We start from the raw sequence: 14,037 nt of genomic DNA, 5'->3' as shown, positions 1-14,037 counted from the left end.
TCAGTCAACAGTCACAACAAGATTCATGGAGCGAGACTTCTGAGTACCAGGTTCGCAAGTTGGGTCGTCGCCTCTTCCGCACCCTCGAGGTTGTACTGGAGCAGCAGCGGATTGAAATAGGGTTTCATCACCAGGAAGATCGCGTTCACCGCCTCGTCCTGCGGGGTCTTGCGTTCGAATTCGCCGGTTTCGCGCCCGAGCCGCAGGATCTCGGCGACGAGTTGCCGGATCTGGTCCTCATAACCCTGGACCGATGGCCAGGGTGATGCGGCCGACACGGCGGCGATGTCGTACAGCTTGCGATCCTGGAAGAAGAGCTCGCTTCCGGATGAAAGCAAGGTCTTGAACATACGGCGAAATTTTTCCGTCGCACTGTGTACGCCGTCGATGTTTTCCCTGACGGCGGTGATCATCGCGGCGAGGCGATTCGCGCAGATGACTTGACCGATCGCCTGTTTGGAATCGAAGAATTTGTAGATATAGGCTTTTGAAAACCCGATTTCCTTCGCAAGGTCGGAAACGGTGGTCTTTTCGTAGCCGTAGCGGCTGAAGTATTCCGTTGCGGCGTCGACGATCTGGGCGCGAACTTCGTGGTCCGAGGGGCCGCGGGACGGGGAGGCGGAGGGAGTCGGTTTGTTCATGTCTCAAGCTTAGCCCCTCACTCGCGAGTTGACAACGTGTGACCATATTGTATATTGGTCACAACATCCGCTCACCGTTGCGCTCCCGAAATGATCATGCCCCTGCACCGTTCACTTGTTCTCCTGACTAGCGTCGCCGCCCTCTCGGCGTGCGCCGTGGGTCCCGACTACCACCGCCCGGATGCGCCGCTGGCGCAGCACTACATGACCCAGCCGCCCGCCGGCACGGCAAAGGCTCCGGTTGCCGATCTGTCCGCGTGGTGGGAAAGCTTCAACGACCCGCTGCTCACGCGTTACGTTTCGTTGGCGCTGGCGCAGAACCTGGACCTGGCCCAGGCCGTTGCGCAAATCACTCAGGCGCGTGCTCGCCTCGGCACGGCCAACGCGGCGCTTCTTCCGTCGGCCTCCGTCTCCGCGTCGGCGGCGCGTGCCTATCAGTCCGTCGACACGCCGCTGGGACAATTGCTCAATGCCACGCCGGGTTACTCGCGCTGGGGCACCGAGTACGAAACCAACCTGGAGGCCGGTTGGGAGATCGACATCTTTGGCGGTCTGCGCCGTCAGCGTGAAGCCGCGCTCGCCGATTACTCGGCGACGCAGGCGGCGGCGGTCGCCACTCGCCTTGCCGTCGCGGCCCAGACCGCGGACATTTACGTCACGATCCGGGGGCTCCAGGCCCGTCTGGACATCGCGACCCGGCAGGTGCAGACGCAGCAGGCGCTGCTCTCGGACGTGAAACTCCTGTATTCGAAAGGCGCGGCGGCCGACTATCAGGTTCAGCAGGCGCAGGGTGCGCTCGACCAGGTTCAGGCCGGCGTGCCCGTCCTGCTCGCGGCGCTCGATGCAGCGTCGAACGCCCTCGACGTGATGCTCGGCTCCCCTCCCGGCACGCACCGCGCGGAGCTGAGCCCGCCGTCCCTGATCCCCGTTGCGCCGTCGCTCGCGGAAATGGGCACGCCAGCCGATCTGCTGCAAAGACGTCCCGACCTGATCGCCGCCGAACGTCACCTCGCTGCGGCCAATGCGCGCATTGGCGCCGCGATCGGCGAGTACTACCCGACGGTCTCGCTGAACGCCTTCCTCGGCAGCGCGACCTCCGCCGCCACCGGCACGTTGTTCTCGGGCGGCGCCAACCAGGCGGCCGGCCTCGTCGGGCTGCGCTGGCGCCTGTTCGATTTCGTGCGCATCGGCGCCGATGTCGAAGCGGCGAAAGGCGCCGACGCGCAAGCGCTCGCGGCCTATCGGCAGGCCGTGCTCCGCGCGTCCGAGGACGTCGAAAACTCGCTCTCGTCATTGGTGAACCGACAGGCGCAGGCGGCCACGCTGTCGCATGCCGAGTCGTCGTTTTCCCGCGCCAAGGATGCATCGATGACCGCGTACCGCAGCGGTGCGGCGAGTTTCATCGACGTATTGCACGCCAACGAGACGCTGCTCCAGGCCGCCGACGCGCGTGCGCAAGCACAAACGGAATCCGCGCGTGCGGCGATCTCGACGTTCAAGGCACTCGGCGGCGGCTGGGATCCGGCATCGCACGTCGGGCAGACGTCGCTGACTTCACGCTGACGAAGCCGCCCAGCATTGGCGCGTGCAACGAAACCCGCACACTTTCCGGGTTCGCGCGAGTGCGAACCGCGCCATTGCAGTGCGCGTCGCGCCCGCAATCGGACAGCGTCTCGCGCGTCACAACACCCATCGCGCGGCCGTCATCGAATTGCGCTAAATTGGGCCAGATTTCGTTTGAACACGCCGTCGGGTAAAGGCACAACACGCCCGAACGGGCGCACTCCAGGGCGCGATGAATGAACGACAAGGATCCTGTCGATTTCGGGCAACCCGTTGCAGACGACACGCTCGCCAGACGGTTTCTCCTGCGAGATGCGCCCACCGTACGGGCCGGCGTTTTCTCCCACGGGCAACCGATCTCGTTCACCCGGTTGATCAACCCGCGGCCTCAACCGGGGCGCTCGCTCACGCCGCAACCGGAGGAAGCTTTTGTCTTCCAGATGCCGCTGATACTCGGCCCCGATCCCGGCCTCCGTTATTCAAGCGGCAACCTCGATGCTTCCGCATCGTGCAGTCCCGGCAGCTGTTATCTGCTCGACCTGCGCGCGAGCCCGACGCGCCGTCTCGACATGCCGTTCGATACCATGCGGCTCTATCTGGCCCAGGGTGCGATCGAGGAGTTCACCGATCAAAAGCGGCGCCGGCGCATAGGAGGACTCGTGCAGCCGCATCTCGGCGCCAGCGACCCGGTGCTGTTCAGTCTGTCGCATACGCTGCAGGCGGTCCTGCAGCAGCCCGACCTGACGAGTGCGTTGTTCATCGATTACCTCGCGCTGGCGTTTTGCGAACACGTCGTCACACGCTATGGCCGAGCCGATCCGGTGCTCCGGCCACGCCGCTCCGGACTCGCTCCTTGGCAGATGCGGCGCATCGAGGATTATTTCGCGTCCCACCTGCACGACAATCCGTCGATCGCCGATCTCGCACGCGAGTGCAATCTCTCCACCAGCTACTTCGGCGAAGCCTTCAAGCAGACCACCGGCAGCACGCCCCATCAGTGGCTGCTCAAGCGCCGTATCGAGCGCGCGAAATCGCTGTTGCGGGCAACCGATGCGAGCCTGGCCAGCATCGCATCGGACTGCGGATTTTTCGACCAGAGTCATTTTTCGCGCGTGTTCTCGCGTCTCGAGGGATGCGGGCCGAAAGACTGGGCGCAGCGGAACCGATAGCACCGGACAGGTGCAAACGTCACGGGCGGCGCATGTGTGTCAGCTCGATCCGCCGCCTCCTGATCCGAATTCAGCCACTGCCCCCCGGTATGCGACGGTCGCCCGCGAATCGTCCAACGAATCGTTGTTTTATACAAGATCGCGCGGCCACCCCGCAGGTACGCTTCTCTCACATCGACTCGTCGATGCCTCCGCGGCTCGTCACTCGTTGAACGGGTGGCCATCGCGGTCCGGCCGTTTCATTTCGGCGCACCTGCCGAGATAGCACGTTGATTTGCCCGTCAAGCCTCGCGCGGCCGCCAGCCCGGAACGGCATGGCGCTGCGCCGGTCCGCCCAACCCTCCTGGAGTCGACGCATGAAGAATCGCGATACGTCTACGCGTCTTGATCACGCAACGGGTGCACCCGTTGCCGACAATCTGAACATCGAAACGGCCGGCCCGCGCGGTCCCGCGCTGCTGCAGGATATCTGGCTGATCGAGAAACTCGCGCACTTCGACCGCGAGGTCATTCCCGAACGACGCATGCACGCCAAAGGATCGGGCGCGCACGGCGTATTCACGGTGACGCACGACATCACGCGCTACACCAAGGCGAAACTCTTTTCGGAAATCGGCAAGGCAACGCCGGTATTCATGCGCTTTTCGACCGTCGCCGGCGAGCGCGGCGCCGCGGATGCCGAGCGCGACATCCGCGGCTTCGCTGTGAAGTTCTATACGGAAGAAGGGAACTGGGACATCGTGGGCAACAACACGCCCGTGTTCTTTTTCCGTGACCCGCTGCGTTTTCCCGATCTCAACCACGCGATCAAGCGCGACCCGCGCACGGGACTGCGCAGCGCAAACAGCAACTGGGACTTCTGGACGCTCCTGCCGGAAGCGCTTCACCAGGTCACGATCGTCATGAGCGACAGGGGCATACCCCGCAGCTATCGTCACATGCATGGATTCGGCAGCCATACGTTCAGCCTCGTCGATGCCGACAATCGGCGGACGTGGGTGAAATTCCACTTCCGTACGCAGCAAGGCATCGCGAATCTGACCGACGGCGAAGCCGAACAGCTCGTGGGCAAGGATCGCGAAACGCATGGCCGCGACCTTTACGAAAGCATCGAACGCGGCGACTTCCCGCGCTGGACTCTCTTCATTCAGGTGATGAACGACGACGAGGCCAGGGCACTGCCGTTCAACCCGTTCGACCTGACCAAGGTCTGGCCGAAAAGCGATTTCCCGTTGATCGAGGCAGGCGTGCTCGAATTGAACCGCAACCCGGGCAACTACTTCGCCGAGGTCGAGCAGGCGGCGTTTTCGCCCGCGAACGTCGTGCCCGGCATCGGCTTTTCGCCGGACAAGATGCTGCAGGCGCGGCTGTTCTCTTATGGCGACACGCAACGTTATCGGCTGGGCGTGAACTTCAATCACATTCCCGTCAATGCGCCGAAGTGCCCCTTCCACAGCTACCACCGCGATGGCGCCATGCGCACCGACGACAACCTCGGCGGCACACCGTCCTACTACCCGAACAGTTCCGGCGAGTGGGAAGTACGGCCCGACCTTCACGAGCCGCCGCTGCGGATCGAAGGCGATGCCGCACATTGGGACCACCGCGTGGACGTCGATCACTTCGCGCAGCCCGGGAATCTGTTTCGCCTGATGAGCCAGGCGCAACAACAATTGCTGTTCGACAACACCGCTCGCCAGATGGCCTCCGTCCACGCGCATATCCAGGAGCGCCACATCCTCAATTGCGCGAAGGCCGACCCCGAGTACGGCGCGGGCGTTCGCGAGGCGCTGGCAAGAATCGGGGCAACGACTGCCACGAAGTAGCCGGCCATTCGCGTGCGGCGTCCGCCACGACGCCAGCGTCCGCTCACCATTTCGATGGAGAACCGTCATGTCGCAGGTCATTCAGGATGTCGCCGTGCCCGACAGTCAGCTTGCGCGGGAAATTACCGAGTTCGTGCGCGACACGTCCACCCCGCTGCTCTTTCATCATTCGAGCCGCGTCTATTTGTTCGGCGCCCTGGAGGGCGCGCGCCGCGGCCTTAAATTCGATCCGGAACTGTTGTACGCGGGGGCGATGTTCCATGACATCGGCCTCACCGGTGCGTACAGCAGCGCCACCGAACGCTTTGAAGTCGACGGAGCCAATGCGGCCCGCGAGTTTCTCTCGGGCCGGGGCATCACCGCGGCCGACATCGATCTCGTCTGGACGGCCATTGCGCTGCATACCACGCCCGGCATTCCGCGCCATATGCACCCGGTTGTCGCACTGGTGACCGCCGGGGTCGAGATGGATGTGCTCGGACTTTCGTACCACGCGTTCTCGCACGAGGAACGCGAAGCCGTCACGCGTGCGCATCCGCGCCCGCCGCACTTCAAGGAAGAGATCATTCAGGCGTTCTACAACGGCATCAAGCACAAACCGGAGACCACGTTCGGCAACGTGAAAGCCGACGTGATCGCCGACAAGGAGCCTCATTTCCATCGGGGCAACTTCTGTTCCGTCATCCGCAATTCGGCATGGCCGGGTTGACGATGCCGTGTCCCGCGCATCGATGCCCGGCCAGTCGCGCCGCGCCAACCGATCGCGTCCGTATGCAGGTCCGCATAGGCAGAAAACACCGGCGATCGCGTCGTGCGAGACGGCAGGCCGGTGTCCATCAACGGAATCATTCACACTGAGGTGAACATCATGGGCAAGCTTGCAGGGAAAGTGGCCGTTGTAACCGGTGCGTCGAAGGGTATCGGCGCCGCCATCGCCAAGGCGCTCGCGGCAGAAGGCGCGTCGGTCGTCGTGAACTACGCAAGCAGCAAGGCCGGCGCGGACGACGTCGTGTCCGCCGTCACCACGGCCGGTGGGAAAGCCGTTGCCGTGGGCGGCGACGTGTCGAAGGCGGCCGACGCGAAAGGCATCGTCGATGCGGCGATCGAAACGTACGGCCGCCTCGACATCCTCGTCAACAACTCGGGCGTCTACGAGTTCGCGCCGATCGAAGCATTCACGGAAGCGCAATACCGCAGGCAGTTCGACATCAACGTGCTCGGGGTCCTGCTCACGACACAGGCCGCCGTCCAGCACCTCGGCGAAGGCGCCAGCATCATCAATGTCAGCTCGGTCGTCTCGACGCTCACACCGGCGACGACCGCCGTCTACAGCGGCACGAAAGGCGCGGTGGATTCCATCACTGGCGCGCTCGCGCGTGAACTCGGGCCACGAGGAATTCGCGTGAACACGATCAATCCGGGCGTGATCGTGACCGAAGGCGCGCAAAGCGCCGGGGTGATCGGATCGGAGTTCGAGCATTCGGCGGTCAGCCAGACGCCGCTCGGGCGCGTGGGCAGACCGGACGACGTCGCATCGATTGCGGTTTTCCTCGCTTCCGACGACGCAAAGTGGCTGACGGGCGAGCACATCGTCGCCAGTGGCGGCATGCGCTGACGCAGGTTCGCGAAACCGCGGGCGTACCGTCGGCCTCGACATCGACAAACAGAAATGTGACGGTCGTTCCGGATCGCCCGCGGTTCAGCGGGTTGCCGCGTGAGTCTGCCAACGATACGGTTTGGTAACCGGCACACTTTCCGGCTAACCCCGGCCGCCCCCCTACACCCTCCCCGCCAAATGAAACCGCGAAGCCGGATGCCACAACCGCACCGACGTCGCGACCTGTTCACCGACCCAGGTCCGCCGCCGGAGCAACAAGCACGGCTCGCCGATTTCCATCACCAGATGCCGGCGCACCTGCGCATCGGGCTTTTGCGCATAGATCCGGAACTCCGCACGCTGGATCGGCGCGAGCCGCACCATATAGTGATTCGGCGTCTCGACCGTGAAGTCCTGTTCCAGATACGCGGGAAACAGCGCCGGGTTCACGTAGCGATCCTCGAACTGGATCGGCTCGTCGTCCTCGTAATGCACGATACGCGAATGGAACACCGGCCCCGAGCGCAGCCCGAGCGCTTCGATCGCCTCCGGATCGTCGCTGTTTTCGAGCAGCAGCACGCGCCCGCTGTGCCGATGGCCGCGCTCTGCGATCTCGTCCGCGATGTTGCGGATTTCCAGCACCGTCGATTCGTAATGCCGCCGTTCGACGAACGTGCCCGCGCCCTGGATGCGGGTCAGCACGCGCTCGGCGGTCAGCTCGCGCAGCGCACGCGACACCGTCATCCGCGCGACGCCGAACTCCTTGACCAGTTCGGCTTCGGTCGGAATCGCCCCGCCGGGTTTCCAGTCGCCTTTCGCGATCCGCTCGACGACGTAGCGCTTGATCTGCTGGTAGGCCGGCAGCGCGCGCGCCGGCACGTCGTCGCCCGACGCGACCGCCAGCCCGGCGGAAAGGTGTCGTTCCGTATGGTTCATGCGCCCTCGCCCGAATGATTATTAGATGTCCAGATAACCCGCCACCGCCCCCGTCACCCGACGTCACAGCACCGGCGGCGGCATCCCTGAGACGATGCCGGTCGCGATCGCGATGTCGTCCGCGAGCGGCCGGTCGTCCTGGTACGCGGGCACGCGTTCGCGCACGTGCCGCCACAACGTATCGGTGGGCGCGGCCCGCGCCGCGCCGTTCGCCTGCAGATCGTACGCCTGTGCGGCCGCCAGCATCTCGATCGCGAGCACGCGCGTCGTGTTCTCGATGATGTCGAGCGCCTTCAGCGCCGCCGGCGTCGCATGGCACAGGTGATCTTCCTGCAGCCCCGACGTGATGCCGCCGTCGAGGCTCGCGGGCGCCGCGAGCCGCTGGTTCTGCGCGACGAGGGCGACTGCCGTGTACTGCGCGATCATGAAGCCGGAGCACGTGCCGCCCGGCGTCGCGAGAAACGCCGGCAGCCCGCTGACGAGCGGATTGACGAGACGGTCGAGACGCCGTTCGGCGATTGCCGCGACCTGGGCCATCGCGGCCGCGAGGCTGTCCATCGCGAGCGCAATGCCGGCGCCGACCGCATGCGCCTGCGAATGGACGGCCGGTTCGTCGCGCGTGCCGGCGACGATCGGGTTGTCGGTGACGGACGCCAGTTCGCGATCGACCACTTCCGCCGTCACGGCGAATACGTCGCGTGCCGCGCCGTGCACATGCGGAATCGTGCGCAGGCTGAGCGGATCCTGCGTATGCCGGCCGCTCGCCGCGCCGAGCATCCCGCTGTCGGCGAGCAGCGCGCGCAGCCGCGCGCCGACCTGCCCGATGCCGGGCGAAACGCGTAGCGCGAGCGATGCCGGATCGAAGGAGGCCAGCTGTCCGCCGAGGTTCTCGAAGCTCATCGCCGCGACCCAGTCGGCCCAGTCGAGCAGCCGCTCCGCGCGGGCGAGCGCGAGCGCGGCCAGCCCCGTCACGCACGGCGTGCCGTTGACGAGGCTCAGCCCCTCCTTCGCACCGAGCACCAGCGGTTCGCGGCCGATGCGGCGCAACGCTTCGTCGCCGCGCATCCGCTCGCCGCGGTGGCGCGCATGGCCGTGACCGATGCAGACGAGCGCGACGTGCGCCATATGCGTCAGATACCCGACCGACCCGTGCGCCGGCACCTCCGGCAGGCAATCGTGTTCGAGCAGCGCGACGAGCTGGTCGACGACATCGGCGCGCACGCCGGAATGCCCGTGCGCGTAATTGTTGATCGCCGCCGCGATGATCGCGCGCGTTTCCGCCGCGCCGAGCGGCGCGCCGACGCCGACCGCGTGGCTCATCAGGATGTTGCGCGACAGCGTGCTCTGCTGCGCCGGCGACACGATCACGTTGCACAGCGCGCCGACGCCGGTGTTGACGCCGTACGCGCGGATGCCGCGCGTGACGATTTCATCGACGAGCTCGCGTGCCGCGGCGACGCGCACGCGCGCTTCGTCCGTGAGCGCCAGCGGTTCGCCGGCGGCCACCTCCGCGATCTGCCGCCAGTCGAGCGGCCTTGCCGAACGGAATACGGTCATGATGGCCTCAGTTCGCGGCGCGGTCGTGATGGCTCGACACGAACTGCCGGAAGCGCTCCGAGCACTGGCCGCCGAACAGGTCGCCGGGCGTGCCGTCCGAGTCGACCTCGCCCTGATGCAGGAACATCACGCGATTCGACACGTGGCGTGCGAAACCCATTTCGTGCGTGACGACCAGCATCGTGCGCCCTTCCTCGGCGAGCGAACGCATCACGCGCAGCACCTCGCCGACCAGTTCCGGATCGAGCGCCGACGTCGGTTCGTCGAACAGCATCACCTTCGGATGCATCGCGAGCGCACGGGCGATCGCGACACGCTGCTGCTGGCCGCCCGACAGGTGCGCCGGATAGTAGCCGCGCTTGTCCGCGAGGCCGACGCGCGCGAGGAGCGCCTCGGCTTCCTCGACCGCTTCGGCGCGACTGCGCTTCTGCACGCGCAGCGGGCCTTCGACGAGGTTGTCGAGCACCGTCATGTGCGACCACAGGTTGAAGTTCTGGAACACCATCCCGAGCTGCGAGCGGATCCGGTCGACCTGGCGCCGGTCGCCCGGCTGCAGCTTGCCGTCGCGCGCGCGCTTCATCTTCAGTTCCTCGCCGGCGAGCGCGACAGTGCCGTCGTCGGGCGTTTCGAGCAGGTTCAGGCAGCGCAGGAACGTGCTCTTGCCCGAGCCGCTCGCGCCGAGGATCGAGATCACGTCGCCTTCGTGCGCGTCGAGCGAAATGCCCTTCAGCACGTGGTGATCGCCGAACGACTTGTGGATGTTCCTGACCGACAGGGCAACGGGAGCAGCGGTGTTCATCGGATTCTCCTGGAAGGATGGATGCGCTCAGGACGCGACGCGCCGGGCGTCGCGCGCGGCCGCGGCCGGCGCGCCGGTCTGCTTCGGCGCGCGCAGGTGGCCCGACAGCCGCCATTCGAGCGCGCCGAGCACGCGCACGACAATGAAGTTCAGGCCCAGGTAGATGAGGGCCGCGCACACGAACACCTCGGTCGTCCGGTAGGTCTGTTGAATGATCTGCTGCGCGACGCCCGTCACTTCCCACACGGTGACGAGGCTCGCCAGCGCGGTCGACTTGACGAGCAGCACGGCTTCGGTCGAATACGCGGGCAGGCACTGGCGCAGCGCGATCGGGCCGATCACGCGACGCAGCAGCGCGAAGCCCGACAGGCCGATCGAATAACCGGCCTCGATCTGCCCGACCGGCACGGCCATCAAGCCGCCGCGCAGGATTTCGGCCGTATAGCCGGCCGTGCACAGCGCGAGGGACAGCACCGCGCACACATACGGTTCGCGCAGCAGCGGCCACATGAAGCTCTCGCGGATCACGCCGAACTGGCCGAGCCCGTAGTACACGAGGAACATCTGGATCAGCAGCGGCGAGCCGCGAAACACGAGGATGTACGCACGCGCGAAGCGGTTCGGCAGCCAGTGCGGCGACACGCGCATCGTGACGATGACGAGCGACAGCAGGCCGCCGAGCACGAGCGATGCGAAGAACAGGCCGAGCGTGGTCGGCACGGCCGCGAGCAGCTGGCGCAGCGTGTCGAGGAGAAAGTCGAAATCGATGGACATGCGATCGCTCCGTCAGTTGCGTGCGAAATTGCGGCGGAACGAGCGGCCGACGATCGCTTCCGCCCGGTTGAACACGCGGTTCGACAGGCCCGTCATCACGAGATAGAGCGCCCCGCCCGCGACGAAGAACACGAAATACTGGTGCGTCGAGTTCGCGGCGATCTGGCTGGTGCGCAGCAGCTCGGCGAGCCCGGTGACCGAGATCAGGGCGGAGTCCTTGAGGCTCAGTTGCCACACGTTGCCGATGCCGGGCAGCGCGAAACGCAGCACCTGCGGAATCAGGATGCGGCGCAGCACCATGCTTCGCGGCATGCCGATCGAGCGCGCCGCTTCGAGCTCGCCCTTCGACACGGCCAGCACGGCCGCGCGATACACCTCGGCCTGGTACGCGCCCGAGATCATCCCGACCGCCAGCGCGCCGATCACGAACGGCGGCACGCCGATGAAGCCTTCCGCGCCGAACCACTGGCCGACGGTCGTGACGAGCGTCGAGCCGCCGAAATAGAACAGGTAGATCACGAGCAGTTCGGGCACGCCGCGAAACACGGTCGTGTAGAGGTCGCCGAGCACGCGCGCGCTGCGGTGGCGTGACAGTTTCGCGGCTGCGATGCCGGCGCCGATCACGGCACCGACCGCGAGCGCGGCGAGCGTCAGCGCGATCGTCATCAGCGCCGCGAGCAGCAGGACGCCGCCCCAGCCTTCGGTTCCGAAGCCCAGCATTTCAAGGATGGCCATGCGTGCCTCCCGGCAAGCGTTGAGTGGATCGGCAGGATGCGCGCCGCTGCGCGACCGTCGGGTCGCTCATGCAGCGGCGGCCGCGCGTGTGCTTACGGCGTGACGTCGGTCTTGAACCACTTGTCGGCGAGTTTCTTCACGGTGCCGTCCGCGAGTGCCGCGCCGATCGCCGCGTCGAACTTCGTCTTCAGGTCGGCATCCTGCTTGCGGAACGCGAGGCCCTCGCCCGGCCCCCAGATCGGGCCGCCGAGCTTCGGGCCCGCGAGCACGATCGACGCGTTCTCCTTCTTCCCGGTGTTCGCCGCGTAGTACGTGACGTCGTCGAACGATGCGTCGATGCGACCGGCGACGAGGTCGAGATCGCGCTCGGGCGACGTCTTGTATACGCGGATCGACGCGATGTCCTTGAAGCCGTCGTTGATGAACTTCGTATAGACGGTGCCCGACTGGATGCCGATCGTCTTGCCCTTCAACTGCTTGCGCAGCGCATCGACGGTTGCCTTGTCCGCATTCGCGTCGCCGGTCAGCTTGACGATCGGCGCGCCGGGCGCGGCCTTCGGCAGGATCTTCGTATCGGTGACGGCGAACGTCGCGGGCGTGGCCGCATACGGACGCGAGAACAGCAGGATCTTCTCGCGCTCCGGCGTGATCGAGATCGCATCCATCAGGATGTCGAACTTGCCGGCCTGCAGGCCCGGAATCATCCCGTCCCAGTCCTGCGCGACCATGTTGCACTGGACCTTGATCCGCTCGCACACGTTGGCGAGCAGCTCCGGTTCGAAGCCGCCGAGCTTGCCGCCCGGCAGCGTGAGGTTCCACGGCGCGTAGCCGCCTTCGAGCGCCACCGTCACCGTCTTCCATTCCTTTGCCTGCACCGGCGCGGCGAGGGTCGCCGCAGCCGCCGCGATCGCGCCGATCGTCCTGATTGCCCACTTGATGCGCTTGCCGTTCACGAGATTTCTCCTTGCGTTGAAGTTCGTCATCCCTTCGGTCTGCAAGACGCCTCAGGAATTTGTCTATACAAGCATGCAAGAAGAAAAACGGCCGGACAAGCGTTGATCAAAAAAAACCGCGTAAACGCGGGAAATCCCCTAAATACGGGGCTCTGACGCGCCTCTTTGCAGGGAATTCGGGCACACGTTTGGTGCAAGATGAATGGACAAATCGCCAGGATGACTAGACAAATTTTGAATTCGATCACTCGACGCTTGCCGCGCGACATGCGGCGGCGGGCAACTCGACCTCGCGCAAAGCGGGGCACTGACCGGAACGCCGGTTCATGCTCGATCGATTGTCTCGGGCGCTGGTTTGGCCGGGATCGATGAACCGTGGCGCCGCTTGCGCTGTCGGTCATCAGGAAGGCAGGCCTGGATCGTGGCCGCTTGCGCAGCCTGCAATGGGATCAGTGCGGCCGATGGGCCGGTGTTCGGGTGGGGGCGTGCCCCGTTGCTGACGTCAGTGCCGGATGCACGACGTTTCCCGCATATTGGCAAGTACCGAAATCGCGCGGCACGGCGTGAAGACGAGCCGGGAAATGGTCTGACCATACGTCGGCGTCACCTGGAACACGCCCCCGCTTCGACTTGCTGCCGCCGTACGTGGCGACGAAGCGGTCGGTGAAACGGTCGAATTCCTCGGGCGGGCGCCGCGTGCACGTGCGCCGTGTCGTCATGCGGCCCGACCGCGAGCGTCGGCGCCGGTACGACGAAGGGTTTCGGCCACGCCGCGAACGCCGTGCGTGCGGCGCGGAAGCCGCCTGCCTACATCGGCGCCGGGCATGTCGAATGAACGTGCTTCGTGATCGCCGCTCCTTCCTGTTGCAATCGTCCGGACAGCAGACGATCAGCTTCGTCCGTCCCCTTCCCCGCTTCGCACGTCGCCGAGCATCGTGACGAGGACGAGCGCCGCGATCAGCCCGAGATGCTCGAAGAAGCTGTTGAGCGCCATGAAACGCGCGGCGCCCGTCTGGTTCCAGAAGTCGTTCGCCACCGCCATCGCGACGAGCGTCAGCATGCCGAGGCCGCCGGCGCCGAGCCACGTGAAGCGGCGAAACACGATGCACAGCGAACCGCCGATCTCGACGACGACCGCCAGTGCAGCCCACAACGCGGGCGGGTGCAAACCGAAATGCGCCTGCTCCGCGATTGCTGCGTCGAAGTGCATCGCCTTGTTGATCCCGCCGATCAGAAAGGCGGACACGAGTGCAAGTCGAACCAGCGCGCCGATCCACGGCTGCGCGAGCAGCGCACGGATCCACGCGGGGCTGTACCGGCCGGTTGTCGTCGCCATGTCAGACCGCCCAGCAGGAACAGCCGAACGCGCCCCAGAAGCCCTTCGTGTCCGACGTCGGCAATGCGCTGCCCCACGCGCTCGCGTGCGCATGCTGGTGCACGTTGCACGCATTCGCGCAGCCGCACATCGCGGCGGCCGCCGCCGCGCG

The 14,037-nt window shown here is 65.8% G+C and carries 13 protein-coding genes and 1 pseudogene; 5 read left to right on the top strand and 9 right to left on the bottom strand.

Features of this window, described 5'->3' with window-relative positions:
- Positions 1 to 23 precede the first annotated feature (23 nt).
- On the bottom strand, positions 24 to 641 hold the full coding sequence (locus DPV74_RS19540; RefSeq protein WP_021156923.1) for a TetR/AcrR family transcriptional regulator: 618 nt from the start codon (positions 639 to 641) through the stop codon (positions 24 to 26).
- Positions 642 to 737: 96 nt separating this feature from the next.
- Here DPV74_RS19540 and DPV74_RS19535 point away from each other — a divergent pair, with 96 nt between their 5' ends.
- The 5 genes from DPV74_RS19535 (at position 738) to DPV74_RS19515 (ending at position 6,814) form a co-directional block, all read left to right on the top strand.
- Positions 738 to 2,204, top strand: coding sequence for an efflux transporter outer membrane subunit (locus DPV74_RS19535; RefSeq protein ID WP_059699641.1), 1,467 nt, complete (start codon positions 738 to 740; stop codon positions 2,202 to 2,204).
- A gap of 236 nt (positions 2,205 to 2,440) precedes the next feature.
- Positions 2,441 to 3,373 (top strand): AraC family transcriptional regulator, encoded by a 933-nt coding sequence (locus DPV74_RS19530; RefSeq protein WP_119337804.1) that lies wholly within the window; start codon positions 2,441 to 2,443, stop codon positions 3,371 to 3,373.
- A gap of 356 nt (positions 3,374 to 3,729) precedes the next feature.
- Positions 3,730 to 5,199, top strand: coding sequence for a catalase (locus DPV74_RS19525; RefSeq protein ID WP_119337803.1), 1,470 nt, complete (start codon positions 3,730 to 3,732; stop codon positions 5,197 to 5,199).
- Between the two features lie 67 nt (positions 5,200 to 5,266).
- Positions 5,267 to 5,908 (top strand): HD domain-containing protein, encoded by a 642-nt coding sequence (locus tag DPV74_RS19520; RefSeq protein WP_021156918.1) that lies wholly within the window; start codon positions 5,267 to 5,269, stop codon positions 5,906 to 5,908.
- A gap of 159 nt (positions 5,909 to 6,067) precedes the next feature.
- Positions 6,068 to 6,814 (top strand): SDR family NAD(P)-dependent oxidoreductase, encoded by a 747-nt coding sequence (locus DPV74_RS19515; protein ID WP_060084685.1) that lies wholly within the window; start codon positions 6,068 to 6,070, stop codon positions 6,812 to 6,814.
- Positions 6,815 to 6,976: 162 nt separating this feature from the next.
- Here the strand turns inward: DPV74_RS19515 and hutC are convergent, their stop codons facing one another.
- The 8 genes and pseudogenes from hutC to DPV74_RS19475 all read right to left on the bottom strand — a co-directional run bounded on the left by hutC (position 6,977) and on the right by DPV74_RS19475 (position 13,886).
- The gene (gene hutC / locus DPV74_RS19510) at positions 6,977 to 7,732 is read right to left on the bottom strand and encodes a histidine utilization repressor (RefSeq protein WP_119337802.1); all 756 of its coding nucleotides are present in this window, start codon (positions 7,730 to 7,732) and stop codon (positions 6,977 to 6,979) included.
- Between the two features lie 63 nt (positions 7,733 to 7,795).
- Positions 7,796 to 9,289 (bottom strand): histidine ammonia-lyase, encoded by a 1,494-nt coding sequence (gene hutH / locus DPV74_RS19505; RefSeq protein ID WP_119337801.1) that lies wholly within the window; start codon positions 9,287 to 9,289, stop codon positions 7,796 to 7,798.
- Positions 9,290 to 9,296: 7 nt separating this feature from the next.
- Positions 9,297 to 10,088: an ABC transporter ATP-binding protein gene (locus DPV74_RS19500; protein WP_021158296.1), complete on the bottom strand. Its 792-nt coding sequence runs from the start codon at positions 10,086 to 10,088 to the stop codon at positions 9,297 to 9,299.
- A gap of 27 nt (positions 10,089 to 10,115) precedes the next feature.
- Positions 10,116 to 10,862 carry an ABC transporter permease gene (locus DPV74_RS19495; protein ID WP_027792650.1) on the bottom strand — a complete coding sequence of 249 codons (747 nt, stop codon included), beginning with the start codon at positions 10,860 to 10,862 and terminating at the stop codon, positions 10,116 to 10,118.
- Between the two features lie 12 nt (positions 10,863 to 10,874).
- The gene (locus tag DPV74_RS19490; protein WP_021158294.1) at positions 10,875 to 11,597 is read right to left on the bottom strand and encodes an ABC transporter permease; all 723 of its coding nucleotides are present in this window, start codon (positions 11,595 to 11,597) and stop codon (positions 10,875 to 10,877) included.
- 92 nt (positions 11,598 to 11,689) lie between these two features.
- On the bottom strand, positions 11,690 to 12,580 hold the full coding sequence (locus tag DPV74_RS19485) for a transporter substrate-binding domain-containing protein (protein ID WP_217445044.1): 891 nt from the start codon (positions 12,578 to 12,580) through the stop codon (positions 11,690 to 11,692).
- Positions 12,581 to 13,091: 511 nt separating this feature from the next.
- A pseudogene (locus DPV74_RS19480) lies at positions 13,092 to 13,294 on the bottom strand (glyoxalase); the annotation flags it as partial.
- A 145-nt stretch (positions 13,295 to 13,439) separates the two neighbouring features.
- Positions 13,440 to 13,886, bottom strand: coding sequence for a DoxX family protein (locus tag DPV74_RS19475; RefSeq protein ID WP_119337800.1), 447 nt, complete (start codon positions 13,884 to 13,886; stop codon positions 13,440 to 13,442).
- Between the last annotated feature and the right edge of the window lie 151 nt (positions 13,887 to 14,037).

The sequence above is a fragment of the Burkholderia sp. HAN2018 genome (assembly GCF_024704855.1).
GTDB classification, from domain to species: Bacteria; Pseudomonadota; Gammaproteobacteria; order Burkholderiales; family Burkholderiaceae; genus Burkholderia; species Burkholderia cepacia.
Note: the sequence above shows the minus strand (reverse complement) of the source record. Positions and strands in the feature narration are given on the sequence as shown.

Excerpts from the sequence above, each read along its gene's own strand:
- DPV74_RS19540 (WP_021156923.1), bottom strand. The coding sequence starts at position 641 with ATGAACAAACCGACTCCCTCCGCCTCCCCGTCCCGCGGCCCCTCGGAC.
- DPV74_RS19535 (WP_059699641.1), top strand. The coding sequence starts at position 738 with ATGCCCCTGCACCGTTCACTTGTTCTCCTGACTAGCGTCGCCGCCCTC.
- DPV74_RS19530 (WP_119337804.1), top strand. The coding sequence starts at position 2,441 with ATGAACGACAAGGATCCTGTCGATTTCGGGCAACCCGTTGCAGACGAC.
- DPV74_RS19525 (WP_119337803.1), top strand. The coding sequence starts at position 3,730 with ATGAAGAATCGCGATACGTCTACGCGTCTTGATCACGCAACGGGTGCA.
- DPV74_RS19520 (WP_021156918.1), top strand. The coding sequence starts at position 5,267 with ATGTCGCAGGTCATTCAGGATGTCGCCGTGCCCGACAGTCAGCTTGCG.
- DPV74_RS19515 (WP_060084685.1), top strand. The coding sequence starts at position 6,068 with ATGGGCAAGCTTGCAGGGAAAGTGGCCGTTGTAACCGGTGCGTCGAAG.
- hutC (WP_119337802.1), bottom strand. The coding sequence starts at position 7,732 with ATGAACCATACGGAACGACACCTTTCCGCCGGGCTGGCGGTCGCGTCG.
- hutH (WP_119337801.1), bottom strand. The coding sequence starts at position 9,289 with ATGACCGTATTCCGTTCGGCAAGGCCGCTCGACTGGCGGCAGATCGCG.
- DPV74_RS19500 (WP_021158296.1), bottom strand. The coding sequence starts at position 10,088 with ATGAACACCGCTGCTCCCGTTGCCCTGTCGGTCAGGAACATCCACAAG.
- DPV74_RS19495 (WP_027792650.1), bottom strand. The coding sequence starts at position 10,862 with ATGTCCATCGATTTCGACTTTCTCCTCGACACGCTGCGCCAGCTGCTC.
- DPV74_RS19490 (WP_021158294.1), bottom strand. The coding sequence starts at position 11,597 with ATGGCCATCCTTGAAATGCTGGGCTTCGGAACCGAAGGCTGGGGCGGC.
- DPV74_RS19485 (WP_217445044.1), bottom strand. The coding sequence starts at position 12,580 with ATGACGAACTTCAACGCAAGGAGAAATCTCGTGAACGGCAAGCGCATC.
- DPV74_RS19475 (WP_119337800.1), bottom strand. The coding sequence starts at position 13,886 with ATGGCGACGACAACCGGCCGGTACAGCCCCGCGTGGATCCGTGCGCTG.